General features: G+C 45.4%; 17 protein-coding genes. 7 read left to right on the forward strand and 10 right to left on the reverse strand.

Annotated elements, in window-relative coordinates; translation table 11 throughout:
* Positions 1-11 precede the first annotated feature (11 nt).
* Positions 12-1,148, forward strand: coding sequence for an ABC transporter ATP-binding protein (locus tag OC193_RS24100; RefSeq protein ID WP_048663805.1), 1,137 nt, complete (start codon positions 12-14; stop codon positions 1,146-1,148).
* Between the two features lie 114 nt (positions 1,149-1,262).
* On the opposite strand, the gene OC193_RS24105 is transcribed toward OC193_RS24100, so the two are convergent.
* The 4 genes from OC193_RS24105 to OC193_RS24120 all read right to left on the reverse strand — a co-directional run bounded on the left by OC193_RS24105 (position 1,263) and on the right by OC193_RS24120 (position 6,624).
* Entirely contained in the window at positions 1,263-2,678 is a 1,416-nt protein-coding gene (locus tag OC193_RS24105; RefSeq protein ID WP_048663804.1) for a fructose-specific PTS transporter subunit EIIC, read from the reverse strand.
* A gap of 13 nt (positions 2,679-2,691) precedes the next feature.
* A complete protein-coding gene (locus OC193_RS24110; protein WP_048663803.1) occupies positions 2,692-3,132 on the reverse strand; it encodes a PTS sugar transporter subunit IIA in 441 nt (146 codons plus the stop codon).
* A 259-nt stretch (positions 3,133-3,391) separates the two neighbouring features.
* Positions 3,392-4,609 (reverse strand): mannose-6-phosphate isomerase, class I, encoded by a 1,218-nt coding sequence (gene manA, locus OC193_RS24115; protein ID WP_048663975.1) that lies wholly within the window; start codon positions 4,607-4,609, stop codon positions 3,392-3,394.
* Between the two features lie 110 nt (positions 4,610-4,719).
* Positions 4,720-6,624 (reverse strand): PTS fructose transporter subunit IIABC, encoded by a 1,905-nt coding sequence (locus tag OC193_RS24120; RefSeq protein WP_048663802.1) that lies wholly within the window; start codon positions 6,622-6,624, stop codon positions 4,720-4,722.
* A 378-nt stretch (positions 6,625-7,002) separates the two neighbouring features.
* On the opposite strand from OC193_RS24120, the gene OC193_RS24125 reads away from it, so the two are divergent.
* Positions 7,003-7,842 (forward strand): helix-turn-helix transcriptional regulator, encoded by an 840-nt coding sequence (locus OC193_RS24125; RefSeq protein ID WP_048663800.1) that lies wholly within the window; start codon positions 7,003-7,005, stop codon positions 7,840-7,842.
* A gap of 46 nt (positions 7,843-7,888) precedes the next feature.
* Here OC193_RS24125 and OC193_RS24130 read toward each other — a convergent pair whose 3' ends face one another.
* Positions 7,889-8,662 (reverse strand): PTS sugar transporter subunit IIA, encoded by a 774-nt coding sequence (locus tag OC193_RS24130; RefSeq protein WP_048658994.1) that lies wholly within the window; start codon positions 8,660-8,662, stop codon positions 7,889-7,891.
* 7 nt (positions 8,663-8,669) lie between these two features.
* Positions 8,670-8,972, reverse strand: a complete 303-nt coding sequence (locus OC193_RS24135) for a PTS fructose transporter subunit IIB (RefSeq protein ID WP_017069788.1) — start codon at positions 8,970-8,972, stop codon at positions 8,670-8,672.
* 345 nt (positions 8,973-9,317) lie between these two features.
* On the opposite strand from OC193_RS24135, the gene OC193_RS24140 reads away from it, so the two are divergent.
* Positions 9,318-11,183, forward strand: a complete 1,866-nt coding sequence (locus tag OC193_RS24140; protein WP_048663799.1) for a fructose-specific PTS transporter subunit EIIC — start codon at positions 9,318-9,320, stop codon at positions 11,181-11,183.
* A gap of 125 nt (positions 11,184-11,308) precedes the next feature.
* On the opposite strand, the gene OC193_RS24145 is transcribed toward OC193_RS24140, so the two are convergent.
* A complete protein-coding gene (locus OC193_RS24145) occupies positions 11,309-11,893 on the reverse strand; it encodes a TetR/AcrR family transcriptional regulator (protein ID WP_048663798.1) in 585 nt (194 codons plus the stop codon).
* 193 nt (positions 11,894-12,086) lie between these two features.
* Complete coding sequence (locus OC193_RS24150) at positions 12,087-12,260, reverse strand: hypothetical protein (RefSeq protein WP_165887214.1); 174 nt, start codon at positions 12,258-12,260, stop codon at positions 12,087-12,089.
* Between the two features lie 395 nt (positions 12,261-12,655).
* Between OC193_RS24150 and OC193_RS24155 the strand changes: the two genes are divergently transcribed.
* A complete protein-coding gene (locus tag OC193_RS24155; protein ID WP_048663797.1) occupies positions 12,656-14,635 on the forward strand; it encodes a methyl-accepting chemotaxis protein in 1,980 nt (659 codons plus the stop codon).
* Between the two features lie 90 nt (positions 14,636-14,725).
* On the opposite strand, the gene OC193_RS24160 is transcribed toward OC193_RS24155, so the two are convergent.
* Positions 14,726-15,148, reverse strand: a complete 423-nt coding sequence (locus tag OC193_RS24160; protein ID WP_048663796.1) for an organic hydroperoxide resistance protein — start codon at positions 15,146-15,148, stop codon at positions 14,726-14,728.
* 127 nt (positions 15,149-15,275) lie between these two features.
* Between OC193_RS24160 and OC193_RS24165 the strand changes: the two genes are divergently transcribed.
* Entirely contained in the window at positions 15,276-15,713 is a 438-nt protein-coding gene (locus OC193_RS24165) for a MarR family winged helix-turn-helix transcriptional regulator (RefSeq protein ID WP_048663795.1), read from the forward strand.
* A gap of 180 nt (positions 15,714-15,893) precedes the next feature.
* On the opposite strand, the gene OC193_RS24170 is transcribed toward OC193_RS24165, so the two are convergent.
* Complete coding sequence (locus tag OC193_RS24170) at positions 15,894-17,057, reverse strand: amino acid permease (RefSeq protein WP_048659000.1); 1,164 nt, start codon at positions 17,055-17,057, stop codon at positions 15,894-15,896.
* Positions 17,058-17,547: 490 nt separating this feature from the next.
* On the opposite strand from OC193_RS24170, the gene OC193_RS24175 reads away from it, so the two are divergent.
* Together OC193_RS24175 and OC193_RS24180 are read left to right on the forward strand one after the other, a co-directional pair.
* The gene (locus OC193_RS24175; protein ID WP_048663793.1) at positions 17,548-18,768 is read left to right on the forward strand and encodes a MerR family transcriptional regulator; all 1,221 of its coding nucleotides are present in this window, start codon (positions 17,548-17,550) and stop codon (positions 18,766-18,768) included.
* Positions 18,769-19,332 (forward strand): GNAT family N-acetyltransferase, encoded by a 564-nt coding sequence (locus OC193_RS24180; protein WP_053083653.1) that lies wholly within the window; start codon positions 18,769-18,771, stop codon positions 19,330-19,332.
* Positions 19,333-19,354 lie beyond the last annotated feature (22 nt).

A 19,354-nucleotide genomic window follows, 5' to 3' on the forward strand; every position in this document is an offset into this window, starting at 1 on the left:
AAGGACAGGTTATGGCTGAAGTCACACTGAGAGGGGTAGAAAAAACCTACCCAAATGGTTTTAAGGCTGTGCACGGTGTCGATCTGAATATTCGCGAAGGTGAGTTCATGGTGTTTGTTGGGCCGTCTGGCTGCGCAAAATCTACGACACTTCGCATGATCGCAGGCCTTGAAGATATCTCAGAAGGCGATGTCTACATTGGCGATAAGCGTGTAAACGAATTGCCACCTAAAGATCGTGGTATCTCGATGGTGTTTCAGAACTACGCGCTTTATCCGCACATGTCGGTGTATGAAAATATGGCTTTTGGCCCTAAGCAGCAGAAGCTGCCAAAGCATGAAATCAATGAGCGAATTGAAGATGCAGCCAAGACTCTCGATATCGAACATCTACTGAACAACAAGCCAGGTGAAATGTCCGGCGGTCAAAGGCAGCGTGTGGCTCTAGGTCGTGCGATGGTGCGTAAGCCGGATGTATTTTTGTTTGATGAGCCGTTGTCTAATTTAGACGCAAAGCTACGTGTGTCGACTCGTGTCAGTATTGCGCAGCTGCACAACAACCTGAAGCAAGAAGGGCAGAACGCCACCATGATCTACGTGACACACGATCAGGTGGAAGCCATGACTCTTGGTGACCGTATTTGTGTGTTGAATCAAGGTGAGATCATGCAGGTCGATACGCCAATGAATCTTTATCAATACCCTGCAAACAAGTTTGTCGCAGGCTTTATTGGTTCGCCAGCGATGAATCTTCTTAAGGTAAGGTTGGATGAGATTGATGGTGTGATGAACGTGGTTTCTGAAAGTGGTACTCGTTGGACACTTCCACAAGACAAGCAGACTATCGCTCGTGAAAAGATGGGTGAGTGGGTGTGGTTCGGTGTTCGCCCTGAGCACATTCAACTGGCTAATCACGATGCGCCGCTGGCGGAAGTGAATACTCAAACGCACTGGTTAGATGTTGTCGAGTCGATGGGTAATGAGTTGTATCTCTATTTCAAACTCGGTGCTGATAAGCTGGTGGCTCGTGTACCTTTCGATGCAGATCGAATTGCAAACAGCGGTGAAGAGACCGTACTTCACTTTAATACGCTACAGTGTCACTTGTTTGATTTGGAAACCGAAGAGACGCTCGATCCTAAGAGCTGATTCTGTTGCTCCTACGAGTTATTCTGTAAAAAGAAATCCCCATTCATTGACTAGACGAATGGGGATTTTAGTTACTAGGGGGTAGTAATTTTATCTTCTAACTTGTTTCAGGATTTAGATAGCCACCATAGTCGCGGCTTTCTTCATTGCTTCCTTGGTTGAACACTCAATTACGTTCGCGTTAGCAAAGCGGTGAGCGTCTTTCACTTGAATATCGTGAGCCAAGATAACCAGTCTTGCATTCGCTACATCTAGGTCAGTGATGCGGTTCTGAATACCGTTTTGACCTTGAGTTTCTACCTTGATCTTAAGGCCTGCTGCTAAGCCTGCTTTTTCCAGTGCTTTCGCTGCCATGAAGGTGTGTGCAACACCTGAAGGGCAACATGTTACTGCTACGATGTCGTACTCGCCTTCGCCTGCTACAGGTGCTGTTTGAGCTTGAACTGGCGCTGCTTCAACCATGTCATCTTCTGTTTCTACTGCGACTGGTTTCCAGAAGCCAACGATAACCGCTGTGGTTAGCGAGCCAAGTGCAATACCTACTACGTACATTGGAATGTTACTAGATACTGGCGCAGTGATTAGGCCGCCCCAAGGTGCGTGAAGTAGAACGTCTGTCATGAAGCCAAACACACAACCAACGATACCACCGGCAACGATTGAAGGAAGTACGCGCATTGGATCATTCGCTGCGAACGGGATAGCGCCTTCAGAGATACCGATAGAACCCATGATTGCTGCCGCTTTACCTGCTTCTTGCTCTTGTTTAGAGAACTTGTTTTTGAATAGGAAAGTCGCCAGAGCCATACCTAGAGGTGGTGTACAAATCGCGATGCCTACGCCGCCCATTAGCCAAGGTTGCGTGTCTACTTGAGTTTGAGCAAATAGGGTCGCGACTTTGTTGATAGGGCCGCCCATATCAAACGCTGTCATACCGCCAAGGATTGTGCCCAAAACCATCTTAGATGCACCAGCCATTGAAGCTAGGAACTCGTTCATTGAAGACATGAACAGTTTGATTGGCTCGCCGATGCCCCACAGTACGATGCCGGCAGAGATTAACGTACCTAGAAGCGGGTAGATGAAGTAAGCACCCAGCGCCGTCATGTTTGCAGAAAGCGGGATCTTCTTAAGTTGGAACACCACGCCACCGGCGATAAAGCCTGCCACGATACAACCAAGGAAGCCGCCGCCCATGTCAGCCATGATGCCAGAAGAGATCATCGCAGGAGCTAGTGCGGGTTTGTCTGCAATTGAGTAACCAATAAAGCCGCCAAGAATGATTGGGAAAAGAACAAGGCCCTTGATACCGATATTAGAGATGTCTGCCAGCAAACCTTCTGCTGGTACTGCACCTTTTCCTGATGCCATTACTGCTAAGGCCAATAGAACACCGCCAGCTACGATGAAAGGCAGCATGTGTGAGGTTCCGAAAAGCAGGTGGCCTTTCATGGTACTAAGGATTTTTTTAAAGTCGCTACTACTGTTTTTATTATTGGTATTCGTAGCTTGAGTTGTTAGGGTGCTCATAATTTTCTACGCCTTATGAATTAATTAAAATATTAAGGATCTGTTGTTCGTCTTTTGCGTTATGGATATCTTGAATAAATTCATCGCTGAATTTTCCAAATAGTTCTTGTAGTACATAAATATGATGGTCAGCACCGTTATCCGGAGAGGCAATCATAAAAAATACGGTTGGATTGATGCCGTCTTCATCGCCATACTCGATACCTTGACGCTTAACACCGACAGCAATGGCAGGCTCAGTTACAGCCTTGCTTTTTGAGTGTGGGTAAGCGATGCCGTCCATTGAGGTGATGCTTTGAGATTCACGAATTTCAATGTCTGCCAAGAAGGCTTCTTTACTGCTGATTCGGTTGTTCTCAAATAACATGCTTGCCAATTCTACAAACAGTTCTTTTTTATTATTCGCTTTAAGGTTGTTATTAATTAAGTTGACGTTAGTTAGCTGTGTGATCATTTATTAACTCATTCACTCTTGAAGTTCTTGAATTAAAATTAATGGATTAACCCGATTCGCGAAATAGCAAATAAAAGCCCTTCACTGTACATTTGTATCCAGCAAAATTAAGTGTGATTTGCATCATTCATCCAGTGTGAGATGGGTCATATTTGATGGCGTTTTGGATTAGGTTTTTGACACGCTAATAGCCTTCGTCACAAACAAAAATGCCCCGCAAAAGCAGGGCATGAACAGTGTGTACTGAGTTCTGAGGGAGTTAGCTGTAAGCGCGCGCTACGCGTCCAGCGCAATCCAGTTTGTAACTCTCAGCATAAGCCGGAACGAATACCGACTGGCCTTTCTCTATCACGCAGGTTTCACCACATTGATGAGTGAGCACCATAGACTCGTCGAGCGGCAATAGGATCTCGGCACCTTCGGTCGTGATCTGGCGTTGATGCGAATTTTGCACGATAGAGAACTTAAAATCCTCGACAGGGATTTGGTATTCCATCACATCACCTTGCTCAATCGGGCTGAGCAATAATCTATCCGCGGGCTTTTCGTTAAATCGTGTACAAGAAACCAGTTCATTCACGTCCATGTACTTAGGCGTTAACCCAGCACGCAGCACATTGTCTGAGTTCGCCATGATCTCTAAGCCTGTGCCCTTGATGTAAGCGTGAGGGGTTTCAGCATCCAGATACATGGCTTGCCCCGGTTTTAGGGTAATCACGTTCAATAGCAGCGGAGCGAACAAGCCGACATCACCTGGGTATTGAGCTTCAAGCTCTGAAATCAATTGGAATACACGTTTATCTGAAAGCTTAGCCTTCATCAGCAGCATGGTTAACGCCATGCCTTTTTGCTCGCCTTCCAGAGACAGCAAGCTTGCAAAGAAGCTGGCTAATCCATTGGGAGTTTGGTCGCCCGCGAGATCGTTCACCATCGAATGCAACTCTGGAATATCAAGGTAATGGAAGTGCTCAAGGATCTCGCTGATTGATCTAAAACCATTCATCGCCGTGTAGTCGGTTAAGGCATACACCAGTTCTGGCTTGTGATTGGCATCCTTGTAGTTACGGTTGCCCGCTGTCATCGGAATACCTTGCTGTTCTTCTAGTGCATATCCAGATTCCGCTTGTTGTTTGTTTGGGTGCACTTGAACAGACAGTGCTTTCTCCGCCGCTAAGACTTTGAAAAGGTAAGGCAGTTCGCCAAAGCGATTTGCCACTTTCTCGCTTAAAAACAGGTTCAGGTTCTTAGAAATAAGGTTCGCCAACGTGGTCTGTTGCCCGTTGTCGTTCACCATTGAGCAACCATTCGGGTGAGCGCCCATCCAGATCTCTGCTTGTGGCTCACCTGACTGGTTATCAATACCAAACAGTTGGCTAAACGAAGAAGGACTCCCCCATGCGTAGTTTTGAATGACGTTGGTCATAGGGTAGAAAAAGCGTTGTACGAACGAGTCGTTCGCTAAAGAAAAATCAGACATCGAAATCACCATGAAGGGAAACATGGCTTGAGCTCTATTCGTTCCTAAAAAACTATTAGCTACTAAAAACAGTAGGGTAGAGGGGCTCAAGCCATTGTAGTTGAAATGGCTTAAGCCGCTGCTGCTGTTAGCTTAGCTTTGCGTAGATTTTTAAGCGCGATACAAGTAACCGCAGTTACGCCCGCACCTGATGCCATGCACAGAAGCGCGAGCATTGGGTAGTTCATTGCGCCTAGTAGAGCGACAACTGGGCCACCGTGAGCAACGCTGTTGGTGATACCAAATGAGAACGCCATAACCGCGGCCGTCATTGAACCAAGTACGTTGGCAGGGATAACCGACATCGGGTCCTGAGCCGCGAAAGGAATCGCACCTTCAGAGATACCCACCAAGCCCATCGCGCCTGCTGCTTTACCTGCTTCAATTTCAGAAGATTCGAACAGGTCGAACTTACGGCCAAGTCTGGTTGCGATAGCCATACCGAGTGGAGCCACAGGGATTGCACACGCCATTGCACCCATGAACTGAGTTTGACCGCTGGCAATCATGCCGACCGAGAATAGGAACGCCACCTTGTTGAATGGACCGCCCATATCAAAGCCAGCCATGCCACCAAGGACAATACCAAGCAGAACCACGTTGCCTGCGCTCATGCTAGTAAGTAGGGCAGTAAGAGCATCCATTAGTCCCGCGATAGGCGCGCCAATTACGAAGATGAACAGACCCGCGATGAATAGAGAGCCAGTGATCGGAGCGATCATGATAGGCACAAGTGGTTGAAGGAACTTGTGGTAGTTAAACGAAGTAATCCATTTAACGAAGTAGCCCACTAATAGACCGGCGATGATTGCGCCAATGAAGCCTGTACCTGCGTCAGCGCCGTAGAAAGAGCCGTTGTTGGCAATCCAGCCGCCAATCAAGCCAGGGGTTAGAGCAGGGCGGTCAGCAATCGCGTAAGCAATGTAGCCAGCCAAGATTGGGATCATTAGAGTGAAGGCAACCACGCCCACCTCTAGGATTTGGTTCCACATGCTGCCAGCAGGAATTGCCATGCCAGATTCACTCGGCTCACCACCAATGGCTAGTGCTAGGGCAATCAAAAGACCGCCAGTCACCACGAATGGGATCATGTGAGATACGCCATTCATCAAGTAACGGTAAAGGTCTGAACGTGCTTGCGAGGCTTTCTCAGCAACAGATTGATTGGTAGGTGCTTGTTCAGCTTGGTAACTCGGTGCATTGAGAGCTTGCTTAATCAAGCCTTGCGCGTCTTTGATTGGTGCTTTTACGTTGGTGCTGATAACGCGTTTTCCGGAAAAGCGAGCCATGTCTACTTGCTTGTCACAAGCCACGACAATCGCGTCTGCACGTTCGATTTCTTCTTGAGTCGGGCTGTTTTTAACGCCGATAGAGCCGTTAGTTTCGACCTTCACATCGTAGCCAAGAGCCGCCGCGCCTTTCTCTAGCGCTTCAGCTGCCAAATAAGTGTGTGCAACGCCTGCTGGGCAGCCTGTCACACCAATGATGAAGCCTTGTTTCTCAACGTTGGTTTCCGCTTCCGAAGGCTCAGGTTTGCTAAGCAGTAGTTCTAATGCTTCTTGTTCAGATTGAGCATTCATGAAGCTTTCGATAAAGCCTTCTTCAATCAGTTTTGAAGAAAGCTCTGCCAGTACTTCGATGTGATGATTATCGCCACCATCGGGAGAGGCAATCATAAAGAACAGTTTTGATGGCTGACCGTCATCCGCGCCGTACTCGATACCCTGTTGATGGACACCGATAACAACCGCAGGTTTGATGACCGCAGCACTTTTCGCGTGTGGCAGAGCAATACCTTCTTCAAATCCGGTATTACCTTGTTCTTCACGAGCCTTAATGTCGGCAAGAAACTGTGCTTTGTCTGAAATTCTGCCTTGTGCATAAAGCACGTCTATCAGCTCTTTGAATACTTCTTCTTTTGAATCAGCGCTAAGCGAAAGCTTAATCAAATCTTGATTGATCAATGTTGTGATCATAATGAACCCCTACTTGTTTTTATTTTGTTAGAGGTATTCTGGAATCTACGGCTTGCCTTCTGTAGTGAAGAAAAAACGCATTTACTGGATGATTGTTGCGTTATAAGTGGAGTGTGATTTTGATCGTTTAGTGGCGCGTTTTTCGGCCTCTATTGACATAGGTTGAGCTTGCTTGAGGCTTTTATTTGCAAGGGGTTCGGCGTGTAGAGTTATCGAAGGAACAATGTGCTATATCAGGTTTTTGACTGGAGATTTATTTCCACTACTGGATTTTTGTAACCTAGATCTCAAATTGTGATTTTGCTCAATAGCGCTATGTTTCACTAAGGAGTATATCTATTCCCGTAGCGTTATTGCTGCTTTTAAGAGTTCGAATAAATGATATTTCATGACCTAATCTCGTCGGTATTAAATGAGCGAGAACCATTTCATAACATCTGGTTTGCGGGGGATTTTCACACGCCTTCAGCATGCAGTTATCAGGTGAACTTTCCACGCTTAGAGCTGGTGCTCGACGGAGAGTATGTCAATGAGATGGAGAGTCATGATCGTAAGATCACCAACGTTGTCGCGAAAGCGGGCGATGCGATTTTTATCCCACCGAACTGCTGGAACAAACCCAACTGGGATACTGACTGCTCGGTGTTGAGCATGCTATTTGGTCGTCGTCAGCTTGGTTTAAGTTTGGTGAGTAAGCGCAAAGGCGAGGAGAGTTTTTACGATATCCAAAAGCACAGTATTCAGACTCGTTCTGGGTTTGCGATTGATAATATCTTGGAGGCGCTTAGCTCGCTAGCGAGGGAGAGTAACAAGCAGCCGATGGATGAGTTATTGCTGCAAGCTCTACTGCAATACAGTAAAACCATGCTGGAAGCGCCCGTAGAAAAATCTCATAGCCGAGTACAGGATGTGTATCAGGGGATTTGTATCTACATTCAAGAGAACTTCCACCGCCAAATCACGCGAGACAGCATTGCCTCGCGCTTTAGTATTTCATCCAATCACTTGTCGCGAATGTTCCGTCAACAAGGCCACATGACGCTGGCAGAATACATCACCCGTGTTCGGGTCGATCGCGCTAAGTTTATGCTTAAGAAGTACAACTTCAAGCTCAATGAAGTGGCACTACGTTGTGGCTTTAAGGATGTGAATTACTTCTGTCGCGTGTTTAAGAATCGCACAGGAAGAACGCCGACCGAATATCGTGGCTCTAACTAGTTAAGCCATCTTTTTTAGTTGAGACCGTATTTTTGAGTGAGTAGCCTTAAAGCAGGCGAGATGATATGTACATGAGCAGAGCTTGTAGATCGACACTGCTTCGAGTCTTTTGCAGACGCTCATTAACCTGATCGTGAAGTAGGTTTCTGGTTAGATTAGTGGCCGCGACAATGTGTTCGCGTTGTGGCTTAGTTGGAAGCACTAAAGCGATAGCAACGTGCACCTCTCCAATGCGTGAAGCCCAATCAATCGGGTCGTCACTGACGATGACCGCAATCGAAAGATCTTGAGTCGATTCAAACATCACATGCGGCAAGGCGATACCCGGTGACACACACGTAGACGAGCGTTCTTCTCGTTTAATGAATGCCAGAATTAGTTCATCTGGGTCTTCTGGATAAACAAGGTGAGCTAGGCCTTTCAAGCATTCAAATTTGGTCAGTTGAGTTTGTGCTTTGGCATGGTGCCACTTGATGTCACAGGGCGGGCATATTTGCGGCATACGCTGGATTAGATCTTTCGAGAATTCATGGTTCACTTGTGAGCCAACCATGTCGTAATGCTCAGCAATTACATCTTTGAGAACGAAACAGGCCAGCTCCGCATCAATCCCAACCGCGGTTATCTGACACAAGTCACCACGAAGTAAACCTACTTGCAGCATCGCGACGGATTTGGATAGATCAGCGGTTCGATTTTGAGTGATGTTGATAATGCGGATGTTGCTTTTGAACTTCTTCGCTAATCGAGTAAGGGGCTGCGCGACATGTGAGTTTGCGGCAGGATCGTTAACGAAGAAGGTGATCTGATATTCGTTCATGAAAAGTTTAAGTTCGACAATGCTTAATAAAGACTTTATCGACACTCAACAACACCTCTTCCATGGGAATGAATAAGGTTTTAGCTGGGTCGAACCGGCTTGGTTGTTCAATATCGATATCAGATACGATTAATACTTTGTCTGCGAGAGTAATATCTTGGGCGGTCAGTAAGTTTTCAATACCCATAGCGCCTTGCGTCTCAACCTTGATTGAAACGTTGAACTTAGGGGCTGTTTTATTTAGAGCATCAGCTGCCATATAGGTGTGCGCAATGCCTGTAGGGCACGCAGTTACCGCTACAATTCTCATTATTATTCTCGGCTTATTCTCGTCCCTGTTACGTTACATAAGCTACCTTTCAGAAGCTATTTTGTAAAAGCCATCTTGCGTGGGAAATCCAGTATGGAAAGCTCGCATAGAGGAGGGGCGATATGTTTATGGGTTCTGTGGATTTTATGGATTGCCGTTTTTTATTCCAAGGTGAAAGTCACACTCTGAGTTCTTGGTTACAATAATCCAGTTAATGCACCTTTCGTCCTATATATTGAGTGCCTTCACACCGTTAATCTTTTCATCTTATTAACATCGAAATTTTTATTTAGGTCGGAAGAACCTAATTACTTCAGTCTGAAATCAGGCGAGGCAGAATAGACCATGGATATCACTAATATTATCGAGCCCGAGATTATCTGTTTGGAGCTACAAGCAGACTCAAAACAGGCAGTATTTGAAGAGCTTGTTGAGTTACTCGATCGCGCTGGTAAGCTCTCGAATAAAAGTGAATTCCTTGATGATATCTGGAAGCGTGAGGCGATTGGTAATACGGGGTTTGATGATGGTATTGCGATTCCACATGCGAAAAGCACTGCCGTTGCTAAACCTGCCGTTGCTGTAGGTATCAGCCGAACGGGGATTGACTATGGTGCCGATGGCGGTGAACTGTCTGATGTGTTTTTTATGCTCGCTTCGCCAGACAATAATGACGACCACCATATCGAGGTGCTGGCACAGATTTCAACCAAACTGATTGAAGATGACTTTGTTACAAAATTAAAGGCAGTCGAGTCAGTCGAAGAGGCTCAAGAGTTGTTTCTCGAAGCCAATTCCGACTCCTTTGATAGCTATGCCTCTAGCCATCAGGAAGTTTACGTTGAGCCACTCAGCCCTTGGGCGCAGTCTCTGAATCGCTTGAAAGAGCACTTATTGTATGGCACTTCGCACATGATTCCGTTCGTGGTTGCGGGCGGTGTGTTGTTGTCTTTGTCGGTGATGATATCCGGTCACGGCGCAGTTCCTGAGAGTGGCGTGTTAGCTGATATCGCACAGATGGGCATTGCGGGATTAACGTTGTTTACTGCGGTGCTGGGCGGTTACATTGCGTACTCGATGGCCGACAAACCGGGTTTAGCACCGGGCATGATTGGTTCTTGGGTTGCCGTTAACCAATATAACACCGGTTTTCTTGGGGCGATAGTGGTCGGCTTCTTTGCGGGCTTTGTGGTGAATCTACTTAAGAAGATCAAACTGCCAGACAGCATGATCTCGCTGAGCTCGATCTTCATCTATCCACTCGTCGGTACCTTCGTCACTTGTGGTGCGGTAATGTGGGTGATTGGATCTCCGATAGCTCAAGTGATGCTTGAGATGAACCAAATGCTCACGGGTATGGCTGGCTCCGGAAAAATGGTGCTCGGCAGTATTTTAGGCGCGATGACCGCCTTTGATATGGGAGGACCAATCAATAAGGTCGCTACACTGTTTGCTCAAACTCAGGTAAATACCCAACCTTGGTTGATGGGTGGCGTTGGCATTGCGATTTGTACGCCACCACTCGGTATGGCTCTGGCGACTTTTATATCGCCGAAGAAGTTTAAACGCGACGAACGCGAAGCGGGCAAAGCCGCAGGGATCATGGGAATGATCGGCATCAGTGAAGGTGCGATCCCATTTGCTGCTGCCGACCCTGCACGCGTTCTGCCTGCGGTTGTTGCTGGTGGCATTGTCGGTAACGTTGTTGGCTTTATGTTCCATGTAGTGAACCATGCACCATGGGGCGGCTGGATTGTGTTGCCAGTGGTGGATGGCAAGATTGGCTACATCATTGGCACACTAGCGGGTGCGCTAACCACGGCTTTAATTGTGATACTGCTGAAAAAAAATGTGGTCGAAGGCGAGGCGAGTTCCAACCAGTTTGCAGGTGGCTCGGTGACAGAAGAAGGGCAAGCGGATGTACTCGCAATCACTTCTTGTCCGTCAGGTGTTGCCCACACTTTCTTAGCTGCGAAGTCTCTGGAAAAAGCGGCACATCATCTCGGGGTTCGGATTAAGGTTGAGACACAAGGTGCTAACGGAATAGGCAATCGCATCACACAGAAAGACATTGAAAGGGCGAGGTTGGTGATCTTCGCTCACGATGTGGCGATCAAAGAAGTCGAGCGCTTTGCAAATGTGAAAACGTTAGATGTCAGCACCAAAGAGGCGATGCTCAATGCGCAGGCGTTGATCATGAGAAAGGTGTAACCCTTAAACACTAAAGTTAATCATCTATAAAGTTAACTAGCTCAAAACTAAAAAGACTCCGCTCTAGTGCTTTAGGCTAGCAGTGGAGTCTTTTTGTATGGCTTTCCAATTGATAAGTTCAGCTCTTAAAAAGGGTGGTACTTGAAGATGTCTTCAACCATTGAGTTGAGTAGCTCTGTGTCATCGCTGGTTTTTGCATAAGTGCGTAGCCCTGCAATTTGAACCTGAACATGTCGAGCAAGCTGAGTCGGTTCACGCTCTTTGCTGATCTCACCCAATTCTTGTGATTCTGCAATCAGCTTGGCGAACTCACCTTCCATGATCTTAAGAGATCTCTTCGCCTCTTCTAATAACTCTGCGTGTTCATCAGTCAGTTCTGCGACCGTTTTTGCCAGCATACACATGCCATTTGGCGAGCTTTGTTTTGATTCGACCACAGCACGTTTGACGAAACTTTCGAGCGCTTTGATTGGAGAGTCTGCTTCGCTGCGGAAACGGTTCAGATTGAGGATGCCAAGTTCGGTATAGCGAGCAAGCGTCTCTTTAAACAGACCTTCTTTGCTGCCAAATGTCGCGTAGATGCTACCCGGACGCATATCAATCACATCTTGCAGGTTACGCATAGAAGTTGCGTGAAAGCCCTTTTCCCAATACAGGTTCGTTGCTTTATCTACTACATCTTGTCTATCGAACTTCGCGGTCTTGGCCATAACATTTACTTCATTAATCTGAACATATGTTCAATATTTTATGCTGAACGCTCGTTCCAGTAAAGGTGTGTTTTGCTCAACTTAATTGTCTTCCTTGCATCTTGTTGGTGCATAAGGTGCTCGATTGAATGCAATTAATAGACAAGGTTTGGCAGTTTTTATTCTGGTCTCATTATCTAATGTCTAAGTAAGACTAGTCGTCGACGACTTCGACGGTTTTATGCTGCGCGCCGTAATAGGTGCCTTCATCGATAGTGTACATCAGCGTTTCTTCGCACTCTGGGCAATCGAACTCTTCATTGGGTTCGATTGCTGCTTCTTCTACCCATTCCCATCCAATGTGTTCTTCGCAAGTGGGACAGTCCATAAAAACCTCTAATTATGCTTCTACTTTAGTTGAATTCGTAACTTTTTGAGCCCGGCATTATACATAGTTGGCGCTGAATATATAGCGACAACTGAGCAGAAAAAGCGTGCGAATGTACCTCTTTAGGGTTATGAAAAACTGTCATTTTTCAGTCACTTGCGTCGGGAAAATGTTGTTGCACGCTTTTTGTGTTTTCTAACGCTGCATAGCTAACAAATTTATAAATAAACCAATGAATTTTGTAAGGTTAAATGCTAGCGTTATCGATTGTCGTCCGTTATGGCACGGTAATTGATTAAACTAAATATTATTATGATCTCGGTAAAGGTACACCGTTTTAGAAGTGTGTCTAATTACACGATAGATAAAGATTCGTCAGCTGCTAGGAAATAAAAATGAAGTTAACCGATATGTCTTTTAAGCAAAAAATCATCGCTTTGCTTATTTTACCGATCTTAGGGTTTCTCTGGCTCAGTGTTTCTGCGATATCCAAAGGCGTAGAAACAAAGAGTGAAATGGCATCATTAAATCAACTGACACGCCTTTCGGTTGTGTACAGTGAGTTAGTGCATGAGTTACAAAAAGAGCGAGGCATGACAGCTGGCTTTATTGGCTCTCAAGGAACCAAGTTTGTCAATGAATTAGCCGCGCAGAGAACCAATGCCGATAACCGACGTAATGAAAGAAACGATTACTGGCAGTCTGCTAATATCAATCTGCCACAGATTAGCCGTCTGAACACAGAGATAAGCCAAAGCCTTAATCAGATAACGACCATTCGAAATCGAGTGGATTCTCAATCGATTCCTCTGTCTGAGGCTTTGGGTTACTACACCCAACTGAATGCAAAGCTACTGAGTGTATCGGCGTTAATTGCTGAGCTGAGTTCTGATGCCACCATCACTACAGAAACCATCGCTTACTACAACTTCTTGCAAGGTAAAGAGCGAGCGGGTATCGAGCGTGCTGTCCTGAATAACACCTTTTCTAAAAATGAATTTGGCCCGGGTATGCTGGTGAAATTCATCTCTTTAGTGACAGAGCAAAATACCTACTTCTCGAACTATGAAGTGTTGAGCAACCCAGCGAACGTTCGCTTCTTTGAGCAACAGTTAAATGACCGCTCTGTGGCAGAAGTAGAAAAGCTTCGTAGCTTGGCTGAATCTAAGATGAGCGGCTTTGATGTTGACCCTGTGTACTGGTTCTCTCAATCTACTGCTCGTATTGTTCAGCTAAAGAAAACAGAAAACCACCTAGCTGAATCACTGATTGCGCTGACCGAGAAAAAGATGTCAGAGGCGCAGTCTGCGATGATGATGAGTATTGGTCTATTTGCTTTGATTACTTTGTTCGCAACCTTCGTGAGCGTTAAGGCGATCAGCGACCTGACGATGAGAGTGAAAGATCTGACAGTGATGTTGTCTAAAGTTCGTAATGACAACGATCTGACGGTTCGTGCTAAGTACGTTGGTAACAGCGAACTTGGCCAGATATCTTCGGCACTCAACGAAACGCTAGAGAAGTTTTCAAACGTTATCGACAATCTGTCTCAGTCGAGTCTGACCTTAGCTTCAGCCGCTGAAGAAACCTCGCAAACCTGTCACTACAACTCGAACACGCTGGTTCAACAACAAGATCAAATCGGTTTAGTTGCGACGGCGACAGAAGAGTTATCAGCAACGGTAAATGAAGTGGCCGCTAAAACTCAGCAGACAGCAAGCTCCGCTAAACTGGTCGATGAGCAGTCGCAAGAAGGTTTGAGTACGGTTCAAAACTCTTACCACTCTATCGAAAAACTGGCTTCTGAAATTAATGACCTAGCGGAAAAAATCACGCATCTACACGAGAGCAGCAATAACATTAACAGTGTGATTGATGTGATTAAGTCGGTAGCAGAACAAACCAACCTACTGGCATTGAACGCGGCAATTGAAGCGGCACGAGCGGGTGAGCAAGGCCGTGGATTCGCGGTAGTGGCTGATGAAGTTCGCACGCTAGCACAACGTACTCAGCAATCGACAGCTGAAATTGAAGGCTTTATCAGCTCGCTACAGTCTGATGTTCAAACGGCGTTTAATGTGATTGATAACAGCCAGAAGATGTCGTCTAAAGCAGTTGAGGATTCAAAAGAGGTCGAGCACACCTTACAAGGAATCTCCGCATCGGTAAGCGAAATATTCAGCATGACCGAACAGATCGCCACAGCAACGGAAGAGCAAGCGGTTGTGACCCAAGATATCGCGCAAAACGTGATGGCAGTAGAGCAGAAATCGACGGAGTCGACCACTGGCGCAACTCAAATTGCAGCAACAGCCAAAGAACAAGCTGAACTGGCGGCTTCATTGAAAGAGATTGCAAACACGTTTAAGAGCTAATCTTTCAGAGTTAGAAGTTTTCCATCTTATATAAAAATGTCCCGCCTAATGCGGGACATTTTTTTAGTGGGACATTTTTGGGTAAAGCGACTAAAGCGTTTGTCCGTTAACCGACAATTTCACATCAATGTTGCCACGAACCGCATTTGAATATGGGCAAACTTGGTGAGCGGTTTTTACCAGCGTAACAGCCTGTTCTTGAGCCAAGTCGAGCTCAATCGCTAATGAAACGGTTAAAGCAAAACCACCATTTTCATTTGGACCGATACCAACAGTTGCAGTTGTTGGCGCCGATGCAATCTTGATTTTCATTTCTTTCGCTACGTGAAGTAGAGCATTTGAGAAACACGCAGAGTAGCCCGCAGCAAACAGTTGCTCAGGGTTCGTTGCTTCACCTGAACCGCCCATTTCTTTCGGGTAGCTTAATGCAACAGAAAGCAAATTATCGTCAGTAGAAACTTGGCCGTTACGACCAGCAATTGCAGTAGCAGAAGTAGTGTAGAGTGTTGTCATTGTCTTAATCCTTAAAATGGTTGTGTAAAATTAAATTGTGCGCAACTTTATTTTGAGGTTAGCTTAATTGATAAAACTTACGTGTGCAAGTATATTGTGTGCAATTTAATTTATTGACGAGGTGATCGTGAGCGACCAAAATGAATATCTAAAGTTAGATAATCAGGTGTGCTTTGCACTTTACAGTGCTTCAAATGCAATGAGTCGAGCTTATCAACCTCTGCTGAAAGCGCTTGATCTTACTTATTTACAGTACATTGTGATGATGGTGCTTTGGGAGCAACAAGAGATAAATGTCAAAGCGTTAGGCGCTAAAACACATTTAGATTCAGGAACCTTGACTCCATTACTTAAGCGTTTAGAAGCAAAAGGTTATGTGCTTCGTAAACGTAGTGCTGAAGATGAACGAGTGCGAGTAATTACGCTAACTCCTGTAGGGACTGAACTCAAAGAGCGCGCGCAAACTGTCCCAGAAGAGATATTTTGTTTGTCTAAGATGAATGAAAACGAACTTAAATCGCTCAAAGCGCAATGTGAGCAGTTACTTGACAACTTAACTCAATAAGAACGTCTCTTTAATTCTCAGTAATCACGTTCAAATACTGAAAAAGCCAGTGAGTATCTACTGTTAATAGCAGATACTCACTGGCTTTTTGTGTTTTGATGTGAGTGTGAGGTACTTGTTTAGTCTTCACTCACAAACACATACATATCACCACGACAGCGGTTGATACTGTGCCTCTATCTAACCCATAAACCAAGACACGAAAATTAGCGCGCCAAAACCAAATGTTGCCATCAGTGCGGTATCGCCACCGGCTGCTGTGTAGCTGCCTTCGGTTTGTAGGTGAGGGAAGTCAGGTCTGCGAACCTTAACTACCATTGCGAGTGGTCCCCAAATAGCTAGGAACACCAGCACCATACCTGCATAGTCGAGCATGCTGACAAACTGGCTAGCGAACAGCTCTGCTAATACCAAAGGTAAGATGAAGGTCAACGCATAAGCCAACGCTTTGTTGTTGGTCACCGCGTCTTTGTTTTGGTCGTACAACGCCATAGAAACACCAAGGAAAGAAGTCACCAAGGCTAAAGCAGAGAACAAAGCAATCACCACTTTCAACCAAGCAGATTGTCCGCTAAACGCAGAGATCAGCTCTGAAATGTTGTGGAATTGGCTGATCGCGTCTGTGCCAAGGTTACCGATAATCGCGAATAACCAAGTGAGGTAGCACACTAGCGGAATCACTGAACCTAACAGAATCATATTGCGGATCTGCTTTTGAGTCGCTTCACGGTTGTAGATAACCAGTGACGGGATCACCACCATAGAGGCAAAGCTAGTAAAGATAACCGCGCTGTACTGCACCACGTCATTGGCCGTGTATTGGCTAGTTTGAGTTAGGTAATCTAGACGAATATTGCTGAACAGAGAGGCAATAACAATAAACAGCATCACCACCATCATGATGAATAGGCCACGGTTCAACTTGTCGATATAAGACTTACCCGCTACCACAATCACACCCATAAATAGGCTGAAAACCGTATAAGCAGCAGATGCAGAGATGTTTACGCCAACATCGAGCAGCAGCTTATGGATGATGTCACCGACACCCAAGATATAGGCGATGAGCATGCATACCAGCAGCAGATAAAAGAGTGCATTGATAAAGTGTTTACCTTTGCTGCCCAGAGTGAGGTAAGCAACACTGCTCATTCCACTGTTGTCTTTAGTTTTAGTACACGCTTCTGCCAGTAGGAGTGCAGAGTAAGTCGTGCCGATAAAGATAAGTAGCATCAGCACTGAACTGATCATGAAGCCAAATTGGGCCAACACCATTGGGATAGCCAACATGCCAGCCCCCAATGCAGTCCCTGAAAGGATTAGGGAACTGCCGAATAATTTCATATTCAAGAAAAACAACCTCTAGCGATCCAATTAATTTTTAGTCGGATTGTAAATAATTGTTTCCAAGACTAACAAATTACTCAGTAAAGTTAGGGATTAAATTCTAATTATTTTTGAATTTTTCTAAAAAAGTTAAGAAGGCATTTTTAGATGATATCTGTGCTCTTTTGATCTATTTGTTGGGTGATTGTATTTATCGTTTAGTTAACGTTCGTCCATTGTTGAATAATTTAGAAGTTAGCAAAATTCGGTTAGAAAGAAGTATGTTTATGAGCCAATTGTTTTCAATTCATCAAGTTTAATCCTCTCCTTTTCCTGAATCCCGTGCAGGCAATGTCGATGACTAACCGTTCTATGGTTAAAACCACACTCAGATCGTTTTATCAGTTTGAAGGTAAATAGGTAAAGAACGAGAAAAGTGTCTAAAATTCTGTTGACCTGACTACAACTTCATAGTTTATCTTTGCTACCGAAATGAGAGGGGAAGTGCATGTATCGTATATCTGAACTGGCCGAATTAGTTGGGCTGAGTCGTTCCACATTGTTGTATTACGGCAAGCTAGGTTTGATTGAGGCTCAACGCCAGAGCAATGGTTATCGTCTTTATTCTGAAAAGGATCTACAACGTGTTCGCTTGTTACAGCAATTGCAAGCGGGTGGGCTGACGCTCAAAGAGTGCCAAGCTTGTTTAGATGCAAAGATAGATCGCGGTTTACTGGAAAATCGCCTCAAGCAGTTGGACGAAGAGCTCGTTCAAAAGCAACGATCACGCGACCTACTAGCAGCAATGCTAGGTGAAGGTGGTCTAGACGAGTGGCATGAGTCGATGGATAAGCTTGCGCCAGATGCACACCTCGATTGGTTAATTAAGCAGGGCTTTGATGAGAAACAAGCGCTGCGATTGAAGTGGTTATCGAAAGACATGAATGAACATGATCAATACATGGCGGATTTTGGCGCTATCTTTGAGGACTTAGAGCGTTTAGGGCCAGGAACGGTTGAAGATACCTTAGCAGCATTGGCACAAGTTCCGGTTACACCTAAGCGCGTACTTGAGATTGGTTGTGGCAAAGGCATCGCGACCAAGGTGTTAGCGAAAGCCTTAGTTGAACATCAAACGGACGTGCAAATAACAGCGTTAGACAATGATCAACCGAGTTTGGATATTCTGAGTCAACAAGCACTAGAACTTGGTCTCGAAAGCAATATCAAAACGGTATGTGCAAGCATGATGGATCTACCGTTTGAAGCTAAGTCATTCGACCTGATCTGGTCAGAAGGTAGCGCTTACATCATGGGTGTTCAGAAAGCACTTAAGCAGTGGCGGAAGCTACTCATCGATGATGGCATCTTGGTCGTGAATGATTTGGTGTGGAACACCGAGAATCCAAACGAATCAATCAAAGTATTCTGGCAGAAAGAGTACCCAGATATGACCACGGTAGCTGAACGTATCAAGCATGCAAAGGCGGCGGGTTACCAAGTCTTGGATGACTTTGCGATGAGCGACGCCGGCTGGCTTGCCTATTATCAGCCTTTGCAAAAGCAAGTCGAGTCTTTGAAAGCAACGATGCTAAATTCAAAAGCGCTCGCAGATTGCGACAATGAAATTAAACAATTCTTCAGTAACAGCGAACTTGTGGAAGGTTCTCAAGGCTCAGCTAAGCGTGATTTTGATTATCACTTCTTTGTGTTGAAGAAAGTACAGTAAGTGAAGAACACCATGAAATTTAGACAATATGATTCAAGCGAGATCGAAACGATCACGCAACTTTTTACTCAAACCTTTACTGATTCAGAAGGCGAGAACGAGGGTAAAACAGTAGGTAAGCTTGCCAAGGATCTTTTAACGACCACAGATCCAACAGAGCTACTTTGTTTTGTCGCGGAAGATGATACTCGTGAATTAGGAAGCACAATTGTAGGCGCGATTATTTTTACTCCGCTTTCATTTGATGACGAAACTAAGGCTTACTTGCTCTCTCCAGTAGCGGTGAGCACTCAAGTTCAAAAGCGTGGGATCGGCCAAAAGCTGATCAACTTCGGCTTACAGACTCTAAAGGAACAGGGTGTCGAGCTTGCTGTGACATACGGTGATCCTAGTTACTATTCAAAAGTAGGTTTTGAGCAAATCACTACTGAGCAGATCCCAGCACCATTCGAGTTGAGCTACCCTCACGGTTGGATCGCTCAATCGCTGACTGGCGGTGAAATCAAAGTGGCGAGCGAACAGTCTAGCTGTGTTGAAGCTTTGGCTCATGCTGAATACTGGTAGTTGCTTAAAATAAAATCTTAGA

Origin of the sequence: Vibrio crassostreae, assembly GCF_024347415.1 — a bacterium.
Classification (GTDB): domain Bacteria; phylum Pseudomonadota; class Gammaproteobacteria; order Enterobacterales; family Vibrionaceae; genus Vibrio; species Vibrio crassostreae.

Excerpts from the sequence above, each read along its gene's own strand:
- OC193_RS24150 (WP_165887214.1), bottom strand. The coding sequence starts at position 12,260 with ATGGACTGTCCCACTTGCGAAGAACACATTGGATGGGAATGGGTAGAA.
- OC193_RS24155 (WP_048663797.1), top strand. The coding sequence starts at position 12,656 with ATGAAGTTAACCGATATGTCTTTTAAGCAAAAAATCATCGCTTTGCTT.
- OC193_RS24120 (WP_048663802.1), bottom strand. The coding sequence starts at position 6,624 with ATGATCACAACATTGATCAATCAAGATTTGATTAAGCTTTCGCTTAGC.
- OC193_RS24100 (WP_048663805.1), top strand. The coding sequence starts at position 12 with ATGGCTGAAGTCACACTGAGAGGGGTAGAAAAAACCTACCCAAATGGT.
- manA (WP_048663975.1), bottom strand. The coding sequence starts at position 4,609 with ATGTCTGATTTTTCTTTAGCGAACGACTCGTTCGTACAACGCTTTTTC.
- OC193_RS24125 (WP_048663800.1), top strand. The coding sequence starts at position 7,003 with ATGATATTTCATGACCTAATCTCGTCGGTATTAAATGAGCGAGAACCA.
- OC193_RS24170 (WP_048659000.1), bottom strand. The coding sequence starts at position 17,057 with ATGAAATTATTCGGCAGTTCCCTAATCCTTTCAGGGACTGCATTGGGG.
- OC193_RS24140 (WP_048663799.1), top strand. The coding sequence starts at position 9,318 with ATGGATATCACTAATATTATCGAGCCCGAGATTATCTGTTTGGAGCTA.
- OC193_RS24145 (WP_048663798.1), bottom strand. The coding sequence starts at position 11,893 with ATGGCCAAGACCGCGAAGTTCGATAGACAAGATGTAGTAGATAAAGCA.
- OC193_RS24135 (WP_017069788.1), bottom strand. The coding sequence starts at position 8,972 with ATGAGAATTGTAGCGGTAACTGCGTGCCCTACAGGCATTGCGCACACC.
- OC193_RS24110 (WP_048663803.1), bottom strand. The coding sequence starts at position 3,132 with ATGATCACACAGCTAACTAACGTCAACTTAATTAATAACAACCTTAAA.
- OC193_RS24160 (WP_048663796.1), bottom strand. The coding sequence starts at position 15,148 with ATGACAACACTCTACACTACTTCTGCTACTGCAATTGCTGGTCGTAAC.
- OC193_RS24175 (WP_048663793.1), top strand. The coding sequence starts at position 17,548 with ATGTATCGTATATCTGAACTGGCCGAATTAGTTGGGCTGAGTCGTTCC.
- OC193_RS24130 (WP_048658994.1), bottom strand. The coding sequence starts at position 8,662 with ATGAACGAATATCAGATCACCTTCTTCGTTAACGATCCTGCCGCAAAC.
- OC193_RS24105 (WP_048663804.1), bottom strand. The coding sequence starts at position 2,678 with ATGAGCACCCTAACAACTCAAGCTACGAATACCAATAATAAAAACAGT.